This is a genomic window from Parasphingorhabdus sp. (assembly GCF_039982395.1).
Lineage (GTDB): Bacteria > Pseudomonadota > Alphaproteobacteria > Sphingomonadales > Sphingomonadaceae > Parasphingorhabdus.
The window spans coordinates 39723-59732 of record NZ_JBDWYO010000006.1 but is presented as its reverse complement, the minus strand read 5'-3'; the positions used below and the strand labels follow the sequence as shown (position 1 = coordinate 59732).

Genomic DNA, 20010 nt, shown 5'->3' with positions numbered 1-20010 from the left:
GAGCTTGGGAGAGAGGTAAGGCGGTCGCTGGCATATAGTTTTGGCGACCGCCTGACTTCAAATGCGACCGGCTCTCCCATCGATCATCTTGCTGCTATTGAGGCAGCGCAAAGGCGACGATATTGTCACCCAGCTTCGATCCCAGATTGGAAGCACCGCCGGCAGCGATGACGACAAATTGCCGCCCTTTCCAAACGTAACTCATCGGGGTCGCCTGGCCACCCGCCGGAAGCCGGCCTTTCCACAATTCCTTGCCGGTTGCCGCTTCAAAGGCCCGCAGATAATCATCCCCTGTTGCGCCAATGAAGACCAAGCCCCCAGCGGTAACAATCGGACCTCCCAGAGCGGGTGTCCCCAGTTTGAGCGCCAAGCCGCCCGGAGCGACATCTTCCGTTGTACCCAATGTCTGCCGCCAGACAATTTCCCCGCTGTCCAGATCAATTCCCGCCAACACGCCCCAGGGTGGTGGCGTGCAGGGCAATCCGAGCGGAGAGAAAAGCATGGCCCGGCTCATGCCATATGGCGCGCCTTCCATTGGAGCAAATTCATCATCATCGCTTATCTTGTTCGCGTTCGCGCTTTCCTTGGTATTGGGCTGGAGGCGCATATATTGACCGATATTGTTCATATTGATCACCAGCAAATTCCGTTTCGGATCAAAAGCAGCGCTGCCCCAATTGGCGCCACCGCCAGTGAACGGCAGAGATAAACTGCCCTGGATTGTCGGCGGCGTAAAAAGCCCTTCCGCCCGCAGGCTTTCCAGCTGGCCCTTGCACGCCAGCTTGTCCCAAAGTGTAATCCCGAAGGCATTGGCAGGATCTGCCCGGTCAGGCACGATCGCCGGCGTCTTAACAGGGAATGGTTGTGTGGGGGAAAGCATCTCCCCCTTTTCAGCCCCTTGCGGAACCGCTCGCTCTTCAATCGGCAGGAACGGTTTTCCAGTTTCCCGGTCGAGCACGAACAGCAAGCCCATTTTCGTAACCTGTGCCACCACATCATGTGCCTTACCATCGCGCCACACCTGATAGAGTCCGGGTTGTGCAGGAAGGTCATAGTCCCAGACATCATGGTGGACCGTCTGGAAATGCCAGGCAACCGTGCCCGTGGCGGCATTTAACGCGACCACGCTATTGGCGTAGAGATTGTCTCCTGGCCGATTTCCACCATAATAGTCCGGACTGGGGCTGGAGGTTGGGACAATGACCAGCTGACGTTCCTCGTCAACAGCGATGGTCGACCAGACATTGCTGTGCCCCCCGCGGATATCCGGTGATCCAGACAGTGGATCAAAGGTCCATTCGGTCTCACCAGTGCGTGCATCAAAGGCAAAGACGGTGCCCTTGGGAGCATCCGTCCTCAAATTGTCACCAATCGATGTTCCCGTCACAACGGTATCACCCACGATTGCAGGTGCCGACGTAATCTGAAATTCGCCGGGCCAGCGTAACGACATGGAGGGCAGGATGCGCTTGGTTCCCGCTTTGCCAAAGGCTTCACACGGTATGCCGGTCTTTGCATCCAACGCAATCAACCGCGCATCGACCGTTCCGGTAAACACGCGTGTGGAACATTGTACATCTGGCCCAGTATCTTCGTCTTTCCAATAGCTTACGCCGCGACATGTATATTGATTGGACGGATCGCTGGCGGTCGGAACTTCGGGATCATAGCGCCATTTTTCTACACCAGTCCCCGGATCAACGGCGATAACCACGTTAAATTGGGTGCAGAAAATCAGTGAATCTTCGACCAATATCGGCGTCGTCTGAAGCGCGCTTTTTGATCGGTCCTCGGCGCTCTTGCCATCCAATGCGCCGCTGTGATGGGTCCACGCAATGGCCAGTTGGTCGACATTGTCGGTGTCGATCTGCCTAGCGGCAGAATAGCGGTTTCCACCTTTGTCACCGCCATAGGCGCTCCACCCGTCTCCCAGACCGCCCGCTGTCGCACGGACCATCCGGGCATTGCCCTCAATCGTCAAATCATCGGATAGTCCGAGTATAGACCAGACAAGCGATCCACCCAGGATACTGACCGCAAGGAACAGCAACGAGAGCGCGCACAATACACGGAAAGCAGTGAATTTCATTCCGGCAACGTATCAGAATTCCCATGATTGGGAACAGACAAGTCACTCGATGGCCTGCCCTCTCCGAGAGAAATTAGAACCATTCGCTTTCGCGACCATGCCCCTTTTTCGTCCGACTGAGCGCAAGCTAGTACAGGGCCGGGCGCAATGTAATCACCCGAAAGGGTGGTTGCGGACATCTGTATGATCGTCGATGAGGCCCTACTCGCTGGTCAAAATCCCCTTTTGCCTTGTGGCAGCAAGCTGATTTTGGCACAGGCGTGAACTTTGATGTGGGGGAAGTCCGTGACGAAGAAGAAACCAGAAGCCGCTGCCGAGGCCGAAACCGCCACGCCCGAGAACACCAACAAGCCGACCGAGGCGCAGCCAAACGCGCAGCCGGAAGCAGGCAAAATCGATATTAATTTTTCGCACGGTCTTGCCGGTTTCCTGGCATCCAACGCCATTTCGATCGGCTTCACATCCTATCAAACCGGACGGCTCTATCTGGTCGGCGCTGGTCCCGACGGAAAGCTGGCCTTGCACGAAGCACAATATCCCCAAGCCATGGGCGTGGCCGGTGATCAGGAACGTTTATATCTAGGCACACTGACCCAAATCGTGCGGATGGAAAATGTTCTGGGTCCCGATCAACTGGCCAATGGTGCGCATGACAAAGTCTATGTCCCGCGCAACATGCAAACGACCGGCAACATAGATATCCACGAGCTTGGCATTCGCGAAAATGGCCGGATGGTGTTCGTCAACACGCGCTATAGCTGCCTGTGCGAACCCAGCGTCAAACATAGTTTCAAGCCGATCTGGAAACCCGAGTTCATCACCAAGCTGGCCCCCGAAGACCGTTGCCATCTAAACGGCCTAGCGATGGTCGACAATGAACCGAAATATGTCAGCGCCGTGTGCAAATCCGATGTTGTCGACGGCTGGCGGGACCGGCGCCATGATGGCGGCGTGATCATCGACATTGAAACCAATGCCATCATGGCAGACGGCCTGTCGATGCCCCACAGCCCGCGCTTTCATGCCGAAAAATTGTGGGTCTTAAACTCCGGAACAGGCGAACTGGGCTGGCTCCATCCCAGTGACGGCGCCTTTACCCCGGTTGCCTTCTTCCCCGGCTTCTTGCGCGGTCTGGCCTTCCACAATGACCATGCTTTTGTCACTCTGTCCAAACCGCGTCACGGCCGCTTTGAAGGGCTGGCACTGGACGATAAGCTCAAGGAAAAAGACGCAGATGCGTGGTGCGGTATCCAGATCGTTTCCTTGTCGAGTGGTGATGTCGCGCAGTGGTTGCGCTTTGATGGCGCGATCACCGAATTGTTCGACATTTGCGTGCTCCCCGGTGTCAAGAACCCGATCACTCTCGGACCGCAATCTCAGGAAATCAGGGACTTTATCACCATGGAAGCGCTGCAATAGTTGCGGAATAAATGGGGCCAGCACGTCTCCGCAGGCCGGATAGAGTGCCTGTTCACTGGTGGCGTGATCACGCCTCATGCCAAAAGTAAACTTTGATATTAGCTTATGGAGCTCGTTGGGGATTCTGATAAATTGAGCATCTCGAGTCTGTGACAAAGGAGTTAATCCCAGTCTATGCCTGATGGACCTGATTCTGATACGCACGAGGCCAAAGCGACGCCCGTTGGAATCATAAAGCGTGTGTTGAGAACATCCCAAGCTCTCGGCGCCAAGTCCTTTACCTATCATGTAAAACCATCGATTCATTCCGCCGAAACCAACATACCCCGGCTCTTGTTTAGCAACGCCTGGCCCAACAAAGGCTCGTCCAAAAGTCTTGGCATGCAGAAGCATATCGAGAAAGTACATGATATCATCATCACCGAAGGATTGCCGACAAACTATCTGTCACTGATGGCCGGCGAGCGCGTCATCAATGCAAAATTCGCGACGAATATTCAAAAGCATATGGCTTCCGTCGGGCTGCAGGATGAATATATGATCCCGGTCTATGGCCCCTATAAAATTGAAGGCTGCATGTGCTTTGGCTTCCCCCAAGATATCAGCACATTGTCTGCCGAAACGCGGTGCGCCCTCGAGGTCTTGGCCGCCGCATCGCATGTGAAAACTGTGTCCTGCTTCCACGAAAAACTGCATATCATTCAATTGTCATCGCGCGAGACCGAAGTCCTGCAATGGCTTGCCCTCGGGAAAAGCATCATAGAGATTTCGATGATATTGGGCATCAAGCCCGCCACAATTGATACCTATACGCGACGGATGTACCGGAAGCTGGGCGTCCACAACAAAGTGGGCGCTGTCTTGGCCGGGGTCGCTACCAGCAAGATCAACATGTAGCGGCGCAGCTTCCTGCTTGCGCATGAACATTAGCGTTCCAAGTCCAATGCATATCGAAACGTGGCAAGATTCTCATTCCGGCTGAGGCTAAAAATCTCCATATCCTGATCCAGTCGCCGGAAACCGAGTTTTCTCAAAACAGCCGCTGATCCCGCATTGTCCCGAAAATGGCCTGCGGTCAGTCGGGTAAAGCCCGCTACCCCTGCCTGCTCGACAATCGCTTTGGACATTTGGCTTGCCAGTCCCTGCCGCCAAAATCGCGGAGCAATCCAGAAGGACAACTCCCCTGTTGTTGCAGTCGTGCGTTTGATTGCAGCGGACCCAAAACCATCGCCATCATCCGTTGTTCCTACCATTCTAAAGCCCTGCCCTGCGGCTTCTAGCTGCTTCCAGTCTGACACCCAGGATCGGATGAAATTTTCGTCTAAGGGATGAGGAATTGTGGATGTGTTCCTTGCCACTGTTTCGTGACTCAACGCCTCCGCAATCCAGGGAACATCGGACAAGATAACGGGCCGAAAGCGGATCATATATTACACGCGCAAAACCATCATTCGAGGTCTCCATAATCAGGTTGTTTGCGCGTGACCGGATAAGCAAATTGCTTCAAATATCCTTTCGGCACATCTTCCGGGATGCCATAATTTTCCGGCCATCGGGATTCCGGCAGATGAAAGGTTCCGAAGATTTTGTCGATCACTGGAAAGTGAATGGCATAGTTCACATCGAACGCCTCGCGCTCCAATCCATGGTGCCAGTGGTGAAAGCGCGGCGTTGCAATCCAGTGGCCGAGCCAGTTGAAATCGCCTTTGACATTGGCGTGGAGCAACGAACTGTAAATATAGACGAAGGCGATATAGGCCTGCAGCACAGAGGGGCTGAATCCCAATGTCATCATCGGCAAAGATGTTATCCCGCGCAGCAATATGATCTCGATGAAGTGCATCCGCGATCCGGCCAGCCAGTCCATAGACTTGGAAGAATGATGCACCGCATGGAAACCCCATAGAAACGGAAAGCGGTGGAAGGTCCGGTGGAACCAATATTGCACAAGATCGGTCAGAAAGAGCACGATGACAAATTGCATGATCCACGGGATGGAAGCCACCGCCGCGCGAAACGCGTCCCAGCTATTGGTGTTGGCCACCAACGCATTGGAAGGCGCCAGCGCCAGAAAAGTAAGCGCCTGTACCATCATAGAACTGACCAGATAGTAGAAGAGATCCTCTCGCCATTCGATCCGGAACAACCGCTGCGAACGCCGGTGCGGCACAAGTCGCTCCAACGGCGCAAACATCAGCCCGGTGATCACCATATTGACGATGAAGAAATCCAGCCCAAAAAATATGCCCCAGCTGCGCGTATCCTCCGGCTGAACATTAGCACCGCCCAATATGGCTGCAAAAATACCGATGGCCAATGCTGTAAAACCCAGGATTTTACGGGGACGCAGCAACAAGCTGAGCAAAGCCAGCGCATAAGAACCAAGCAACAACAGATGAATGGCTCCGCGAAAACCGGTCCATTGTTTGACCGCTTCCAGTTCAGGGGTCGCAAACCAGTCGGGAAAACGCAGCGCGAACACCATACCCAGTCCGGCAATGGCCATCACAATCGCAAAAAATCCAGACAGCCAACCACTGCCGAAACGGCGCACTTCTGGATGGGATTCAAGGTCTTTTGCGAGTTGCTTCAGAATGCCTTTTTTCTTTATCTTCGTGGTCATCTTCTCTCCGTGCAAAACCGCGATTCCGCTGCCGTTCGATTTGGGCCTTGGCAACTGTGTTTAGGCCTTCCAATTCCAGCTGACCGCCAAAGTCAATAGTCTGGGGTTTGCCAATGTAAGTCTGTTCCTATAGTCTTTGCCAACATGCCAAGGAAGAAATCATCCAAAATCATCAGCATGGCGATTTTCGCCTCTGCATCACTTTTGGCATTTGGTAGCCCTGCAATCGGAAATCAGGAAGCAAAACCCTCCGCATCAAAAGACAGAGAAATAGTCGTGATCGGCCAAAAGGAAAGGCTGGCTGAAATCCGGGAATTGATTGTCAGCCAGTTTAATGTGTCCGGCGGTAGCAAGCAAACAGGCCAATATCCCCGTTTCGCGGCCCCTGTTTGTCCCTCCGTCGCCGGATTATCCGAGCGGCAAAGCAGCGCGATCGAGGATCGCATTCGTCAGGTTGCAGCGATGGCAAACATTCCGGTCGCCGTCGACAAATGCTCCCCCAATCTGTTTGTTGCCCTGATCGAGGATGGCAAAGCGGAAATTCAACTTCTGCGAAAGAAGAAAAACCGCCTGTTCGAAACAATCCCGCATTGGGAGCGGGATGCGTTGGAAGAAAGCGGTGGCCCGGTTTATACTTGGAAAGCGACGCACACCGTTGGTAGTGATTCCGGACATAATGCCAGCGCGGGTACCTTCACGTTCATGGCAGGCGCGAATGGGGCAGGTTTGGGCCCTGCCCTCGGAGGATCAACAACCAACGGCCAAACATCACATGTTAAATCCAAAATTTCTAGATCGACCATCGAAGGCATCGCCTATTCCTATCTGTTAATTGAAAGCAAATCATTGAAAGGCATCTCCGCGGCACAACTGGCTGATTATGCCGCAATGGTCTCTCTTATCGATATAAAAGTCGGCGGTGATCAACAGGTGCCAGACGGATCGATATTATCGCTATTTGCGGAAACCGAAGACGAGACACTGAAACCGACATCCCTGAGCAGCGGCGATTTGCTGCTCCTCCGTGGACTGTACAATGTCCCTGCTAATGTGAAGGCTTCGCTTCAACGCTCTGCGATGATCCATTCCATGAGCGAAGGGTTGAAACAATCGGACCGCGCGGAGCAATGACTTAGAACGGCTTTTGCACCCTACCCCGCTGCTTTCACAATTTCTGCCCAGCCCGCTTCGTCGATCACTTCGATGCCGAGCTCCGCAGCTTTCTTCATTTTCGAACCGGCACCCGGACCGGCGACCAGCAGATCGGTTTTGGCGCTTACCGAACCCGATGCTTTGGCCCCCAAAGCCTCGGCCTGCTCCTTGGCTTCGTCGCGGCTCATGGTTTCCAGCTTGCCTGTAAAAACGACGGTTTTGCCTGCGACGGAACTATCGCGGGTTTCGACGATATAGTCAGGCGGTGACACTTCGCCGAGTAAATCATCCCAGACCGCAACATTATGGGGTTCGTGGAAAAAGTCAGCCAGCGCCTGTGCGACAGTGGGACCAACGCCGTCAATGGCGGTAATTTCCTCGCGCACCGCTTCGTCCTCACGGGCCGCTTTGCCGATTTCGGCTAGTTTGGGCAAATTTGTGAAATTCTTGAGCAGATCCCGCGCCGTCACCGTTCCGATATGCCTGATGCCTAAACCGAACAGCAGTCGGGCCGCGTCAGGCTGGCGTTTCTTTTCCACAGCCTCCAACAAATTATCCACAGACTTGTCCTGCCACCGATCACGGGCGAGGATTTCGGCGCGATGCTTGTGCAGACGGAAGATATCGGCGGGACTTTCGATGAAACCCGCTTCAATAAACTCGCCGATGCTCTTTTCGCCCAGACCGTCAATATCCAGCGCCACCCGCGAGACGAAATGAACCAGTCGCTGGAACCGCTGCGCCGGACAGATCAGGCCGCCGGTGCAACGCACATCGACCTCGCCTTCTTCGGCGACTGCTTCGCTATTGCATTCCGGACAATGGTCCGGGAACTCATAGGCTTCGCGCTCTTCGTCGCGCGTCAGATTCTCGACCACTTGCGGGATCACGTCCCCTGCCCGCTGGATCACCACCCGGTCACCCGGACGGACGCCAAGCCGTTCGACTTCATCGCGATTGTGCAATGTGACGTTAGAAACAACCACGCCGCCCACGGTTACGGGTTTCAGCCGCCCCACCGGCGTCAACTTGCCCGTACGCCCGACCTGGATATCAATGCTCTCCAGCGTCGTCTGTGCCTGTTCCGCCGGGAATTTATGCGCCAGCGCCCAGCGCGGTGCTTTGGCGACAAAACCAAGCCGCTGCTGCCAATCGAGCCGGTCGACCTTGTAGACCACCCCGTCGATATCATATGGCAGGTCCGCTCGCTCCGCCTCGATATGACGATAATGGGATAATATTTCGTCCAGCGTCTCAAAGCGTTTGACCAAAGGCGATAGCGGTACGCCCCAGCTTTCCATCGCCTTGGCCACCGCAAAAGACGTATCCGCAGGCAATTCGCTATGCACGCCCCAGCCATGGGCCCAGAACTTCAGTGGCCGCTTTGCCGTGATATTGGCATCCTTCTGCCGCAACGAACCGGCGGCCGCGTTGCGGGGATTGGCGAACTGGCGGATTTTCTCCGGATCAAAATCGACATTCTTGGCCAGCGCGTCAGCCTTGCCTTCGTCCATCAACCGCTCGTTGAGGCCGGCAAAATCGGCCTTGGCCATGTAGACTTCGCCGCGGATCTCGAACAGGTCCGGGACATTGCCGGATAGGGTATCAGGAATATCGGATATCATCTGCACATTGGCGGTCACATCCTCGCCGACCTGCCCGTCCCCGCGCGTTGCGGCGAGGACAAGCTTGCCCTTTTCGTAGCGCAGCGAACAAGATAGCCCGTCGATCTTATCTTCCGCCGTCACCGCCACCGGCTCGTCTTCCGGCAGGTTCAAAAACCGCCGCACTCGGGCCAGCCATTCGGCGATATCTTCATCGGAAAAGCCGTTGTCGAGGCTCATCATGCGCTGTTCATGCGCAACTTTCGACAAAGGCGAAGCCGCGACTGCCGCGCCTACCAGCTTGTTCGGGCTATTCTCCCGCACCAGATGCGGGAAAGCCTCTTCCAGCTCATTATTCCGCCGCACCAGCGCGTCATAGTCCGCGTCGGATATCTCCGGCGTGTCTTCGGCATGATAAAGCTTATTATGCTTCGCAATCGTGCGCGCGAGACGCATGAGTTCATTCGCGGCGTCTGCTTCGGATATTAAAGGGGTGGACGGTGTGCGCATTAAAAGCCCGCAACCGCCGCCACTTCGAACCGATGTCCGAACCCTTTTATCATCGGACGTCCCGTGGCTATGGCGGCTTGGACCGACGCCAGTTGCAATGACGCGGTATGCGCATCCTTGCTCTCCCAATATTCCGTGATCCAGATCGCACCTTCGTCTGCCTGATCAAGTGAAATTATATAAGCAATATTGCCGGGCATATTGCACGTTCCTTTGGCCAAAATTGCCACAAGCTCATCCCGTTTTCCGGCGGCAACCTTCATTTGGCCAATAATCCCGTAGGACAAATTTTCATCCATGACCTGTTCTCTTCCTATTTTGGCACAGCCAGAGACCACCGCTCCTGTCGTCCCCATCCAGGCCAACAATTCTCGCCGCCCGATCATACTCCTTCCAGCAACCGGTCCGCCTGCGCCCTCGCCTCATCCGTCACATCCGCGCCGGACAGCATCCGCGCAATCTCCTGCCGGCGGCCCTCATCGTCCAGTGCGCGGACATCGGTACGCGATACGGTGCCGCTGCGCGACTTGTTGATCAGCATATGCGCGTCGCCCTTGGAGGCAACCTGCGGGCTATGGGTCACTACGAGCAGCTGCGCGCCCTTGGATAAGCGTGAGAGCCGGTCACCGATCGCCGAGGCCACTGCCCCGCCGACACCGCGGTCGACTTCGTCAAAAATGATCGTTTTCAGACCATATTCTTCCGCCAATGCGACCTTAAGGGATAGAATGAACCGAGAAAGCTCCCCACCCGACGCAATTTTGCCCAACGGTGCCAAAGGTGCACCCGGGTTGGTCGCAATCAAAAACTCGATGCGGTCAATTCCGCTTTTATTCCAATGCTCTTCCGGTAATTCTTCAAGCAAAGTCTGAAATTTTGCGGCATCCAGTTTGAGCGGTGCCAATTCTCCGGCGACCGCTTTGTCCAACGCCGTTGCCGCTTTGCTACGTTGCGTCCGCAGCTTTTCCGCCAGTGAAATGTAGGATTTCTTCGCAGAAGCCAATGATGCCTCCAATCCTTCCATTGTCTTGCCGCCATCACTAATCGCCGCCAGCTTGCCTTGCAGTTCATCGAGCAATTCCGAAAGCTTGTCAGGCTCCACCCGATGCTTTCTGGCAAGCCCTCTCAGATCAAATAGACGGGTCTCCATATCGTCGAGTCGCTGTGGGTCAAAGATCAGCGCAGCCGCCGCATCATTGAGTTTTTCTTCCGCTTCACTGGCATCGATAATCGACCGGTCGAGCGACTCTAAAGCCTCCTTGAGCAAGGGGTGATCATCGGCAATCCGGTCAAGCCTTCGCGCCGCAGACCGCAGCGACGCCAGCCCTCCATTGGAGCCGTCAAAAGCGGAACGGATCGCTTCGAGATCGCCGGTCAGCTTCTCGCCCTTCATCATCGTCGCCCGTTCCAGAGCCAGTTCCTGCTCTTCCCCCGGTTCTGGGCCAAATTTGGCCAGTTCTGCAACGCTATGCTCTAAATATTCACGGTCTTTTTCTGCAGATTCCTGATCCTGCTTCGCTTGCTCCAGCGCCGTTTTTGCGGCCTGCCAGGCTTGGAATGCATCACCAACTGCGGCGCCTTCTACACCCGCAAAAGCATCCAGCAACGCCCGATGGCCTTTCGGGTTGATCATGCCGCGATCATCATGTTGTCCATGAATTTCAATCAATTGTCCGCCCACGGCGCGCAACAACGTCGCCGAGCAAGGCTGGTCATTGATGAAAGCCCGGCTACCGCCATCGGCCTTAACGGATCGCTTGATGATCAGCGCTTCGCCCGGTTCAATTTCAATGTCATTGTCAGAGAGTGTCGCTGCCAGTCTACTGCCGGCTGCCGGAGCTTCGAAACTGGCGGTAACCTGAGCCTTCTCCGTACCCTGACGGACCAAGCCGCTATCCGCTCTATTGCCAAGTGCTAGCCCAAGACTGTCGAGAAGGATCGACTTTCCCGCACCCGTTTCGCCGGTCAGGACCGTCAGGCCCGACCCGAATTCGAGGTCAAGCGCCTCTATCAATACGATATCTCGAATGGAAAGGGACTGCAGCACAGGACCCTCTTAAAACACGTTTACCTTAGCTGCAACGCATTGCAGCGACATATGCTTTTAAGTGGCACCATGTTTGTTGACGAGCTCATAAGCGCGTTCATACCATTTGCTACCCGGATAGTTGGCACCCAGAACAGCGGTGGTATTTTTGGCCTCCACCGGAACACCCAATGCAAGATAGGATTCCGTGAGTCGCATCAACGCTTCCGGCGTGTGGGTGGTCGTCTGATATTTCTCAATCACCTTCCGGAAACGGATTGTAGCGGCAAGCCACTTTCCGCGGCGTTGATAAAAACGACCGATTTCCATCTCTTTGCCCGCGAGATGGTCGTTGACCAGATCCATTTTTAACGTCGCATCAGCAGCATAGCGGCTATTGGGATAACGACGGGCAACCTCGCCGAGAGACGCCAGCGCCTGTTCGGTAATCTTCTGGTCACGCGTCACATCGCTGATTTGTTCATAATAGCAAAGCGAGATCAGATAATAAGCATAAGGCGCGTCTTTATTTCCCGGATGGATCGACAAGAACCGACGAGAGGATTCAATCGCCTTGTTATAGTCACCCGCTAGATAATAGCTGAACGCACTCATCTGCTGCGCACGACGGGACCATGGCGAATAGGGATGCTGACGTTCGACTTCATCGAACAGGGCGGCTGCAATCTTATACTGCCCTCGATCAAGCCGCTCTTTTGCAGCATTGTAAAGCGTATCAACATCACGCGCGACGTAACGAGTGTCTGTGCTGCCGCCTCCGCCACCGCCACCAAGAAGAGCGCAACCGGAGAGGAGCGAAGCGGAGAGGCCTAGTGCGGCCCATTTGAGAATGTGTTTTGTCATATGCCAGACCTCTTAACCGCTTGTTTTCGTCCAGCCAAGAATAAAGCAAAAAAAGCCGCTGGAACAGACTAACACTCTCTGTTCTGTTTTAGCTTTACCTGACATTAATCCAGCAGGGAACCGACGGTTTTTCCGATAAATGATTGAATTGCACCTGCAGTTTCAGTCCGCACCCTTGCTCACACCAAAGCAGCCTGGAACAGATTCTTGTGATTCCTTTTCCGGACAAAGAAAAAGGGCCCGGATTGCTCCGAGCCCTTGATCCATATTTTTTGCGAAAATCTAGTCTTCGGTGATTGAAGAAGGCAATGGAATATCGCCGCCTCCGTCTTTTGAAGCTTCCGGTTTCCGGCCACGTCCGCCGCCATCACGGCCACGTCCGCCACCTTCACGTCCGCGTCCGCCGCCACCATCACGGCGCGGGCCGCGTGGCTTGTTTTCGCGCGGAGGACGGGTGTCTTCCAACTCTTCACCAGTTTCCTGATCAACAACCCGCATCGACAAGCGCACCTTGCCGCGCTGATCGATTTCGAGAACCTTGACCTTAACAGCCTGGCCTTCGCTCAGTTCGTCAGCGACTTTTTCTACACGCTCATTCTTGATTTCAGAAACGTGAACGAGACCGTCTTTGCCGCCCATGAAGTTCACAAAAGCACCAAAGTCGACAAGGTTTACAACCTTACCGTCATAGACTTTGCCAACTTCGGCTTCTTCAACAAGGCCCTTGATCCATGCGATGGCCGCATCAATCTGGGACTTATCGGAAGAGGAAACCTTGATCAGACCTTCGTCGTCGATATCGACCTTCGCACCAGTTTCCGCAACGATTTCGCGGATCACTTTGCCGCCGGTACCAATAACGTCACGGATCTTCTCTTTGTTGATCTGCAAGGTTTCGATGCGCGGAGCATGTTCGGACATTTCGGTACGAACGCTGTTCAGTGCTTTCGACATTTCACCCAGAATATGGGCACGACCGCCACTGGCTTGTTCCAGAGCAGACTTCATAATTTCCTGCGTAATGCCGGCTACCTTGATGTCCATCTGCAAGGAAGTGATACCTTTTTCGGAACCCGCAACCTTGAAGTCCATGTCGCCGAGATGATCTTCGTCACCGAGAATGTCGGACAGAACCGCAAAGTCAGTGCCTTCGAGGATCAGGCCCATCGCAATACCGGAAACCGGACGCGCCAAAGGCACACCAGCATCCATCATCGCCAGCGAACCGCCACAAACGGTCGCCATCGAAGACGAACCGTTAGATTCGGTAATGTCGGACAAAACCCGAATGGTATATGGGAAGTCTTCCACTGTCGGCAGTACCGGACGAAGCGCGCGGAAAGCGAGCTTACCATGACCGGTTTCGCGGCGGCTGGTGAAACCGAAACGCCCTACTTCACCAACCGAATATGGCGGGAAGTTATAATGCAACATGAAGTTGGTGTAGCTCAGACCGTCGAGACCATCGATCATCTGTTCTGCATCTTTGGTGCCCAGGGTCGTGGTCACGATTGCCTGTGTTTCACCGCGGGTGAAGAGCGACGAACCATGGGTCCGTGGCAGCAAGCCTACCATGGCTTCGATCGGACGAACCTGATCAAGCTTACGACCATCGATACGAGTACCGTCTTTGATGATGGCTCCGCGAACGATTTCAGCTTCCAGCTTCTTGACCATCTTGCCAGCAGTCATCTGGGTCTGGCCATCTTCGTCAGCATATTTTTCTTTGGCTTTTTCCCGAACCGCATTCAGCGCGTCGCTACGCTCTGATTTGTCGGTTTTCTTGTAAGCCGCAGCAATATCTTTTCCGACCAGCTTGCGCAGGGCCTCTTTGATATCGCTGTTGTCTTCGCCAGCATCAAGCTGCCAAGGTTCTTTCGCAGCCTGTTCAGCCAGATCGATGATCAGGCCAGCAACATCCTTCGATGCTTCATGCGCGAATTGAACGGCGCCAAGCATGACTTCTTCGGACAGCTCTTTTGCTTCCGATTCAACCATCATCACAGCGCCAGGTGTCGCAGCAACCACAAGGTCGAGTTCGCCGGTAGCGACTTCTTCCATAGATGGGTTCAGCTGATATTCGCCTTCTTTGTAACCCACACGAGCCGCACCAATTGGGCCCATGAAAGGAACGCCGGAGATGGTCAGAGCAGCAGATGCTGCAACCATAGCCAGAATATCGGGCTCGTTGACACCGTCATAGCTCATCACCTGACAGATTACGTTGATTTCGTTGTAGAAACCTTCTGGGAATAGCGGACGGCAAGGACGGTCAATCAAACGCGATGTCAGCGTTTCTTTTTCTGTCGCACGGCCTTCGCGCTTGAAGAAACCGCCTGGGATACGTCCGGCGGCTGAGAATTTTTCCTGATAGTGAACGGTCAGCGGGAAGAAGTCCTGTCCTTCGCGTACCGATTTTGCGGCGGTCACTGCGCACAGCACAACCGTTTCGCCGAGGGTCGCAAGCACTGCGCCATCAGCCTGACGGGCAATACGGCCCGTTTCGAGGGTGAGGGTTTGTCCGCCCCATTCCATTTCGACTTTTTTTACATCAAACATTCGTATATTTCCTTTGTCCCACCTGCCCTATGCAGTGCGGGGGCTTTCTTGTGTCCAGCAATCCGGCTGAACAGCGGTTCGGGGCCATTTGTGCCCCGGTCGAAAGACATCACCGCCTTATTGCTGCGATGTCCAATGCGAAAACGGCCCCCATATGGGAGCCGCCTTCAAAACTCTTATTTACGGAGACCAAGGTCCTTGATCAGCTTGGCGTAACGCTCGACATCTTTTTTACGAAGATAATCCAGCAGGCTGCGCCGCTTGTTCACCATCATCAGCAATCCGCGCCGAGAATGGTTGTCCTTGTGGTGGCCTTTGAAATGCTCGGTCAGGTTTACGATGCGCTCTGTGAGCACGGCAACCTGAACTTCCGGAGAACCGGTATCGCCCTCTGTCTGGCCGAATTTTTTAATCAGTTCTTGTTTTTTTTCTGCGGTAATCGTCATTCATTCATTCCTTCGAACATCATTACATATTGAATCCGCGAACAACCTTTACGGTGCCATCAACCAACTCTGCCAAAGCAACGGGAGAATTTTCATTCTCTGTCGCTAGAAAAAGCCCGTTAACTGCGGGGTTCCCGATCAATTCCTGCCCGTCCAGCGTCATGCCTTGCCGAAGCAGTCTTGCCTGATCAGGGTTGAGGTTAAAAGCCGGGATGTCGTCCAGCCCCGCCTCAAGCGGCAAGAGGTATTCTTTAATGTCCGCGCCCTTACCAATTTCATTGAGTTTGTCCAGTGAAATCGCCTGCTTCAATGCAAAAGGGCCAGCCTTTGTTCGGCGCAACATGATCACATGTCCGAACGTACCAAGCGCCCGCGCAATATCCCTTGCAAGAGACCGGATATAGGTGCCTTTGGAGACATTGGCGGTGAGCGTAACTTCAGTCAAACAACCATCATGAGGACCTTGCTTCGGGGCTTCTGAAGGTTCTTGGGCAAGCTCAGGACCGCGAACGTTAAGCGAATATATCGTCACACCCCTCACCTTCATCTCAACATCAACCCCGGCCCGGGCAAGATCATAAGCCCGCTTGCCATCAATCTTCAGCGCTGAATATTTAGGCGGTATCTGTTCAATCGGGCCGGTAAACTGTGGAAGAACAGCTTTGACTTCGGCTAATGTCGGCCTGCAATCAGAGGTCTCTGTTACAGCGCCTTCCGTATCCAACGTTTCCGTCTCGCTGCCGAAGCTGATCGTAAATTCGTAAATTTTCGAAGCGTCCAGCATGCGCCCGCAAAGCTTTGTAGCTTCACCCAGAGCAATCGGTAACACCCCGGTCGCCAAAGGGTCTAACGTTCCGCCATGCCCCACTTTCAGCTTATTCTTACCCTTGCCGAGCAGACCGGCTTCACGGAGATTCCGTTTCACTGCGCCAACCGCCTGTGTTGAGCCTAGCTCCAAGGGCTTATCCAGGATAATCCATCCATGGGGTTTTTCTATCGTCAATGTATGTCCTGCCTGAAAAGACTAGTTTCTATCGGGATCGAAATCGAAGCCGTCGCCGATATTGTCAAAAAGAATTAATGGTTTTCGGCTTATCTTGCTCCAGACTTCCGGAACATGAGTGTCTTCTATGCTCCCATTTTGGCTTTTTTTGCGCCGCGTCAGATAATTGATGCTTGTGGTTTTCAATTCTCCGGAGCCCCGATGTACATAATAGTTATCATAACCGATCAGCCGCAATCGCCGGTCGTTCAGTCGAAATGAAAAAGTTCTATTGAACATCTGCCAAGCGCCCGCGCTCGCCCAAAAGCCGATTCTCAACCGCATCACGCCTTTGACGAGTGAAAGTGAACCATCTCCAGCATCACCAATTGGATCATCCATTGTTGCACTGCTGATTACAGGGATGATTTGATCGTTTTGAGCGATCCTTAAATATCCGCCATCAGATTGTTTTAACGCCACCAAGATTGTCCGAGGATTGCTATCATAGCGATCTCTGCCCAAACCCTCGTTATCGATGAGGAGCTTCGGGTCATTCTGTCGCATAATAAGCACGATGTCTGACAGGCCATCAGCATTCAGATCACCCACCACAGATCTTTCCAGATACCAGCCACCGGGAACAAAATCTTGGGCTGAAGCAGTGCTTAGAGGAATTGGGTCGGCTCCCGCCTCATCACCTGCAAGGTCATCTGTATTTGCCAGCAGCAGCATCGGAGCAAAGACCCAAAAGCTTCGTTTCACAGGTTCACCTGCGCGACAAGCGATTCAAACAAGGCTTCGACCAGTCTCATTTCTGCCATTCCATCACCAAAAATCCCGGCACCCGCGTATAACGGTCACTCTTTGGATCGCTTTGATCTGGCGGTGTGGGCTCCGAGAAATGTCGAAGGATCAAACCGTTCGAAAGAAACTCTTCGAAATAGGAGGCCTGCGGTCGATGCCAGTTTAGGATATCAATACCCTGCCATTGTTCGCGGGTAGCGCGTTCTTCATGGTAATTATCCATTTCAAACCGGCGACCGACACCAATAGCTCTACGCTCCCATTTTCCCGCCGTGAAGTGGCCCGTAAGGTTGGCAACCAATATCGAGCCACCAAGCTTCGTTACGCGGGTCATTTCCTTGATGGCAGTGCGGAAATCTTCGATATCGATCAGTGACAGGTAGCTGATTGTCAAATCAAAGCTGGCGTCGTCAAAGTCCAGATCTTCTCCTACGCCAATGCGATAATCCCCCTTTGGATCACGCTGCTGCGCCACATTGATCAGCCTTTCAACAGGATCGACCCCGATTCCTTTAAAACCGAGTTCTTGCAGCTTGCGGACGAACCGGCCTTCTCCGCAACCGACGTCGAGAAACGTCCCGCTATGCGCTTGCACGCGCGCCAGCATCGCAGCATCAAGAAAGGTTCTGCGCGTCCAGTCGCCGTCATCGCCTATGGATGCAATCCATGCGTCAGCCGAATCCGTCCAGCCATTGACATCTCCAACCATGTTCATCCCACCCATTCTTCTTTGAGCAAGCCAAAGACGGCCGTGTCCCGTACATGACCAGTCCAGGTAACCCGGTTTTTACGCAGCGTTCCTTCGCGCTTCGCACCGATTTTCAATACTGCTGCTTTGGATCGTTCATTTCGATCATCCACACGAAATTCAACTTTGCGGAAACCATTGGCGAACGCATGATCGAGCAAAAGCTTCTTCATGATATCGTTAAAGCCGATACCACGCACCGAAGGCGCGATATAGGTTCCGCCAATTTCGACCACGCCATGCTGGTCGGGGTTAATATAATTGGTCATGCCGACAACCGTGTCTGTTTCAGCGTTAATCACCGCGAAGGGCACCCACGAAGTCATGCTATGAAACGCCTGCATAGCCTTATCGAAGTCATCGCCCAGCATATTGATCGGGTAGATGTCCCAGATATCCTGATCCTCTGCACAGGCGGTGCGTAGCGGTTCAACATGCTGTTCGGCCATCGGCTCGAGCCGCACTGATCCTGCTTCTAATGTTGCGGTCAGATCAATCATGCGACTTTCTTTCTAGACGTTCCATGAAATGCTTCCGGCACAAAGCGACATAGCTTTCGTTCCCGCCGATTTCAGTCTGTTCACCCGCTGCTATGGCATTTCCACTCTCATCGATCCGCAAATTCATCGTTGCTTTGCGGCCGCATTCGCAGACGGCTTTGAGCTCAACGAGACTATCGGCAAGTCCCAAAAGTTTCGCCGACCCGGGGAATAGATTTCCCTGGAAATCAGTGCGCAAACCATAGCAGAGAACCGGAATACCGGCCTTGTCCGCAATCTTTGCACATTGCCAAACCTGATCCTCGGTCAAAAACTGCGCTTCATCGATCAGCACGCAAGCCAGTTCATTTTCATCATTCTCTTCACGAACGGCAGCGAACATATCGATACCGTCATGGAAACGATGGGCATCCGCATTCAAACCAATGCGCGAAGCAATGGCACCAAAGGATGCACGATCATCAATGGCTGCCGTCCACAGCATGACTTTCATTCCACGCTCGCCATAGTTGAAAGCCGCCTGCAGCAGATTGCTAGACTTTCCGGCATTCATCGATGCGTAGTAGAAATAGAGTTTGGCCATAAGTCCCGCTGCATAGCCGTTCGTACCGAACCTGTCGAAGCACTTTTGCACCCTGAGATTGCCAACGACAAGCTCAGGACGCACGGAACTATTCTTCGTCAACGGCCTTCGACAAATCCTGCGCAACTTTGGGATTGTTGAGCAGGCTTTCGATATGCTCCGCCGTATCAAAACTCTCGTCCGACAGAAACTTCAACCGCGCCGCATATTTCATCTGCACCCGCTTCGCGACTTCCTTCTGGAAATAGGCGGTGTTGGTTTTTAACGCCTTGAGTACATCCACCTCATCAGCGCCAAGCAATGGTTTCACGAAGACTGTGGCATGACGCAAATCCGGTGACATACGGACTTCGGTAACGCTCACGCTATGCGAAGTCAGCACTGCATCATGCACCTCGCCGCGCATCAACAGTTCCGACAAAATGTGCCGAACCTGCTCGCCCACACGCAGTAGGCGAACCGACCGGCCTTCGGGGGATGTATCGTTATATTTTGCCATTAGGTGAACGAACAATAATAAAGATTTGTCCTAACAGACCGGCAACGGGAAAGGTTATAGCCAAACATCTCTATCTCCTTAGTCTTTGTGAGCATCTCCAAATCACTATCCTGATCGTAGACAAAAGCACCCGAACGGACAACGTAACCTTCGCGGTCAAAAGCAAGCCGCATATTTGGGCCTTGATTGTCTACTTCAACTTTGTGCCCATCATAGGAAAAATCATTCAATGCCTTTCTAGCTGTAACCAGAAAAACTGGGTCGTCTAAAAGTTCAACATATGTTGCCGACCTAACATATTCGACGGCAAAACGAACGGGCCATGCGAGCAGGACAAATGCAGCAGTAGTGACAGGAAACGCAATCAATTGAGCCAACAACCGCCTTCTAGTCAAATTCGCTCTTTGTTGCCAACCTCGGGCCATCGAAAAGATACCAAGAACCAACCAAACTAGAACCAGCAGACACAGTGCAGCCCCTAATGCCAATATAGTCAGGAAATTTGCAGTCAGACCTCCTGAACCCCACAAGCACAAACATGCCATGAGCAACACAATATTGATCCGCCATGCTTTCGCAGGATCGTTGGTGGAAACCAC

Annotated in this window: 19 protein-coding genes; 3 read left to right on the top strand and 16 right to left on the bottom strand. The window is 53.6% G+C overall.

The window, feature by feature from the left end; genetic code table 11:
- Positions 1–94 precede the first annotated feature (94 nt).
- Positions 95–2089 carry a pyrroloquinoline quinone-dependent dehydrogenase gene (locus ABJV08_RS10410; RefSeq protein WP_348039421.1) on the bottom strand — a complete coding sequence of 665 codons (1995 nt, stop codon included), beginning with the start codon at positions 2087–2089 and terminating at the stop codon, positions 95–97.
- A 285-nt stretch (positions 2090–2374) separates the two neighbouring features.
- Between ABJV08_RS10410 and ABJV08_RS10405 the strand changes: the two genes are divergently transcribed.
- Both ABJV08_RS10405 and ABJV08_RS10400 read left to right on the top strand, forming a co-directional pair.
- Positions 2375–3508, top strand: coding sequence for a TIGR03032 family protein (locus ABJV08_RS10405; protein ID WP_348039420.1), 1134 nt, complete (start codon positions 2375–2377; stop codon positions 3506–3508).
- 174 nt (positions 3509–3682) lie between these two features.
- The gene (locus tag ABJV08_RS10400; protein ID WP_348039419.1) at positions 3683–4405 is read left to right on the top strand and encodes a helix-turn-helix transcriptional regulator; all 723 of its coding nucleotides are present in this window, start codon (positions 3683–3685) and stop codon (positions 4403–4405) included.
- Between the two features lie 29 nt (positions 4406–4434).
- Here the strand turns inward: ABJV08_RS10400 and ABJV08_RS10395 are convergent, their stop codons facing one another.
- On the bottom strand, positions 4435–4935 hold the full coding sequence (locus tag ABJV08_RS10395) for a GNAT family N-acetyltransferase (RefSeq protein WP_348039418.1): 501 nt from the start codon (positions 4933–4935) through the stop codon (positions 4435–4437).
- 20 nt (positions 4936–4955) lie between these two features.
- Positions 4956–6131 carry a sterol desaturase family protein gene (locus ABJV08_RS10390; protein WP_348039417.1) on the bottom strand — a complete coding sequence of 392 codons (1176 nt, stop codon included), beginning with the start codon at positions 6129–6131 and terminating at the stop codon, positions 4956–4958.
- 144 nt (positions 6132–6275) lie between these two features.
- Here ABJV08_RS10390 and ABJV08_RS10385 point away from each other — a divergent pair, with 144 nt between their 5' ends.
- Entirely contained in the window at positions 6276–7262 is a 987-nt protein-coding gene (locus ABJV08_RS10385) for a hypothetical protein (protein ID WP_348039416.1), read from the top strand.
- A 20-nt stretch (positions 7263–7282) separates the two neighbouring features.
- Here the strand turns inward: ABJV08_RS10385 and ligA are convergent, their stop codons facing one another.
- The 13 genes from ligA to ABJV08_RS10320 form a co-directional block, all read right to left on the bottom strand.
- Positions 7283–9397, bottom strand: coding sequence for an NAD-dependent DNA ligase LigA (ligA, locus tag ABJV08_RS10380; RefSeq protein ID WP_348039415.1), 2115 nt, complete (start codon positions 9395–9397; stop codon positions 7283–7285).
- Positions 9397–9783 (bottom strand): antibiotic biosynthesis monooxygenase family protein, encoded by a 387-nt coding sequence (locus ABJV08_RS10375; RefSeq protein WP_348039414.1) that lies wholly within the window; start codon positions 9781–9783, stop codon positions 9397–9399. Before ABJV08_RS10375 ends, ligA begins: the two co-directional genes overlap by 1 nt.
- Entirely contained in the window at positions 9780–11444 is a 1665-nt protein-coding gene (gene recN, locus ABJV08_RS10370) for a DNA repair protein RecN (protein WP_348039413.1), read from the bottom strand. The genes ABJV08_RS10375 and recN overlap by 4 nt, the downstream gene beginning before the upstream one ends.
- 57 nt (positions 11445–11501) lie before the next feature.
- Positions 11502–12287 (bottom strand): outer membrane protein assembly factor BamD, encoded by a 786-nt coding sequence (locus ABJV08_RS10365; RefSeq protein ID WP_348039412.1) that lies wholly within the window; start codon positions 12285–12287, stop codon positions 11502–11504.
- Positions 12288–12569: 282 nt separating this feature from the next.
- Complete coding sequence (gene pnp / locus ABJV08_RS10360) at positions 12570–14846, bottom strand: polyribonucleotide nucleotidyltransferase (protein WP_348039411.1); 2277 nt, start codon at positions 14844–14846, stop codon at positions 12570–12572.
- A gap of 176 nt (positions 14847–15022) precedes the next feature.
- On the bottom strand, positions 15023–15292 hold the full coding sequence (gene rpsO, locus ABJV08_RS10355) for a 30S ribosomal protein S15 (protein ID WP_348039410.1): 270 nt from the start codon (positions 15290–15292) through the stop codon (positions 15023–15025).
- 22 nt (positions 15293–15314) lie between these two features.
- Complete coding sequence (truB, locus tag ABJV08_RS10350) at positions 15315–16289, bottom strand: tRNA pseudouridine(55) synthase TruB (RefSeq protein WP_348039594.1); 975 nt, start codon at positions 16287–16289, stop codon at positions 15315–15317.
- 27 nt (positions 16290–16316) lie between these two features.
- Positions 16317–17039, bottom strand: coding sequence for a hypothetical protein (locus ABJV08_RS10345; RefSeq protein WP_348039409.1), 723 nt, complete (start codon positions 17037–17039; stop codon positions 16317–16319).
- Positions 17040–17085: 46 nt separating this feature from the next.
- Positions 17086–17796 carry a class I SAM-dependent methyltransferase gene (locus tag ABJV08_RS10340; protein WP_348039408.1) on the bottom strand — a complete coding sequence of 237 codons (711 nt, stop codon included), beginning with the start codon at positions 17794–17796 and terminating at the stop codon, positions 17086–17088.
- The gene (locus ABJV08_RS10335; protein ID WP_348039407.1) at positions 17793–18329 is read right to left on the bottom strand and encodes a GNAT family protein; all 537 of its coding nucleotides are present in this window, start codon (positions 18327–18329) and stop codon (positions 17793–17795) included. Before ABJV08_RS10335 ends, ABJV08_RS10340 begins: the two co-directional genes overlap by 4 nt.
- On the bottom strand, positions 18322–18912 hold the full coding sequence (locus ABJV08_RS10330) for a thymidine kinase (RefSeq protein ID WP_348039593.1): 591 nt from the start codon (positions 18910–18912) through the stop codon (positions 18322–18324). Before ABJV08_RS10330 ends, ABJV08_RS10335 begins: the two co-directional genes overlap by 8 nt.
- A gap of 88 nt (positions 18913–19000) precedes the next feature.
- Positions 19001–19411 (bottom strand): 30S ribosome-binding factor RbfA, encoded by a 411-nt coding sequence (gene rbfA / locus ABJV08_RS10325; RefSeq protein WP_348039406.1) that lies wholly within the window; start codon positions 19409–19411, stop codon positions 19001–19003.
- Entirely contained in the window at positions 19411–20010 is a 600-nt protein-coding gene (locus ABJV08_RS10320; protein ID WP_348039405.1) for a hypothetical protein, read from the bottom strand. Before ABJV08_RS10320 ends, rbfA begins: the two co-directional genes overlap by 1 nt.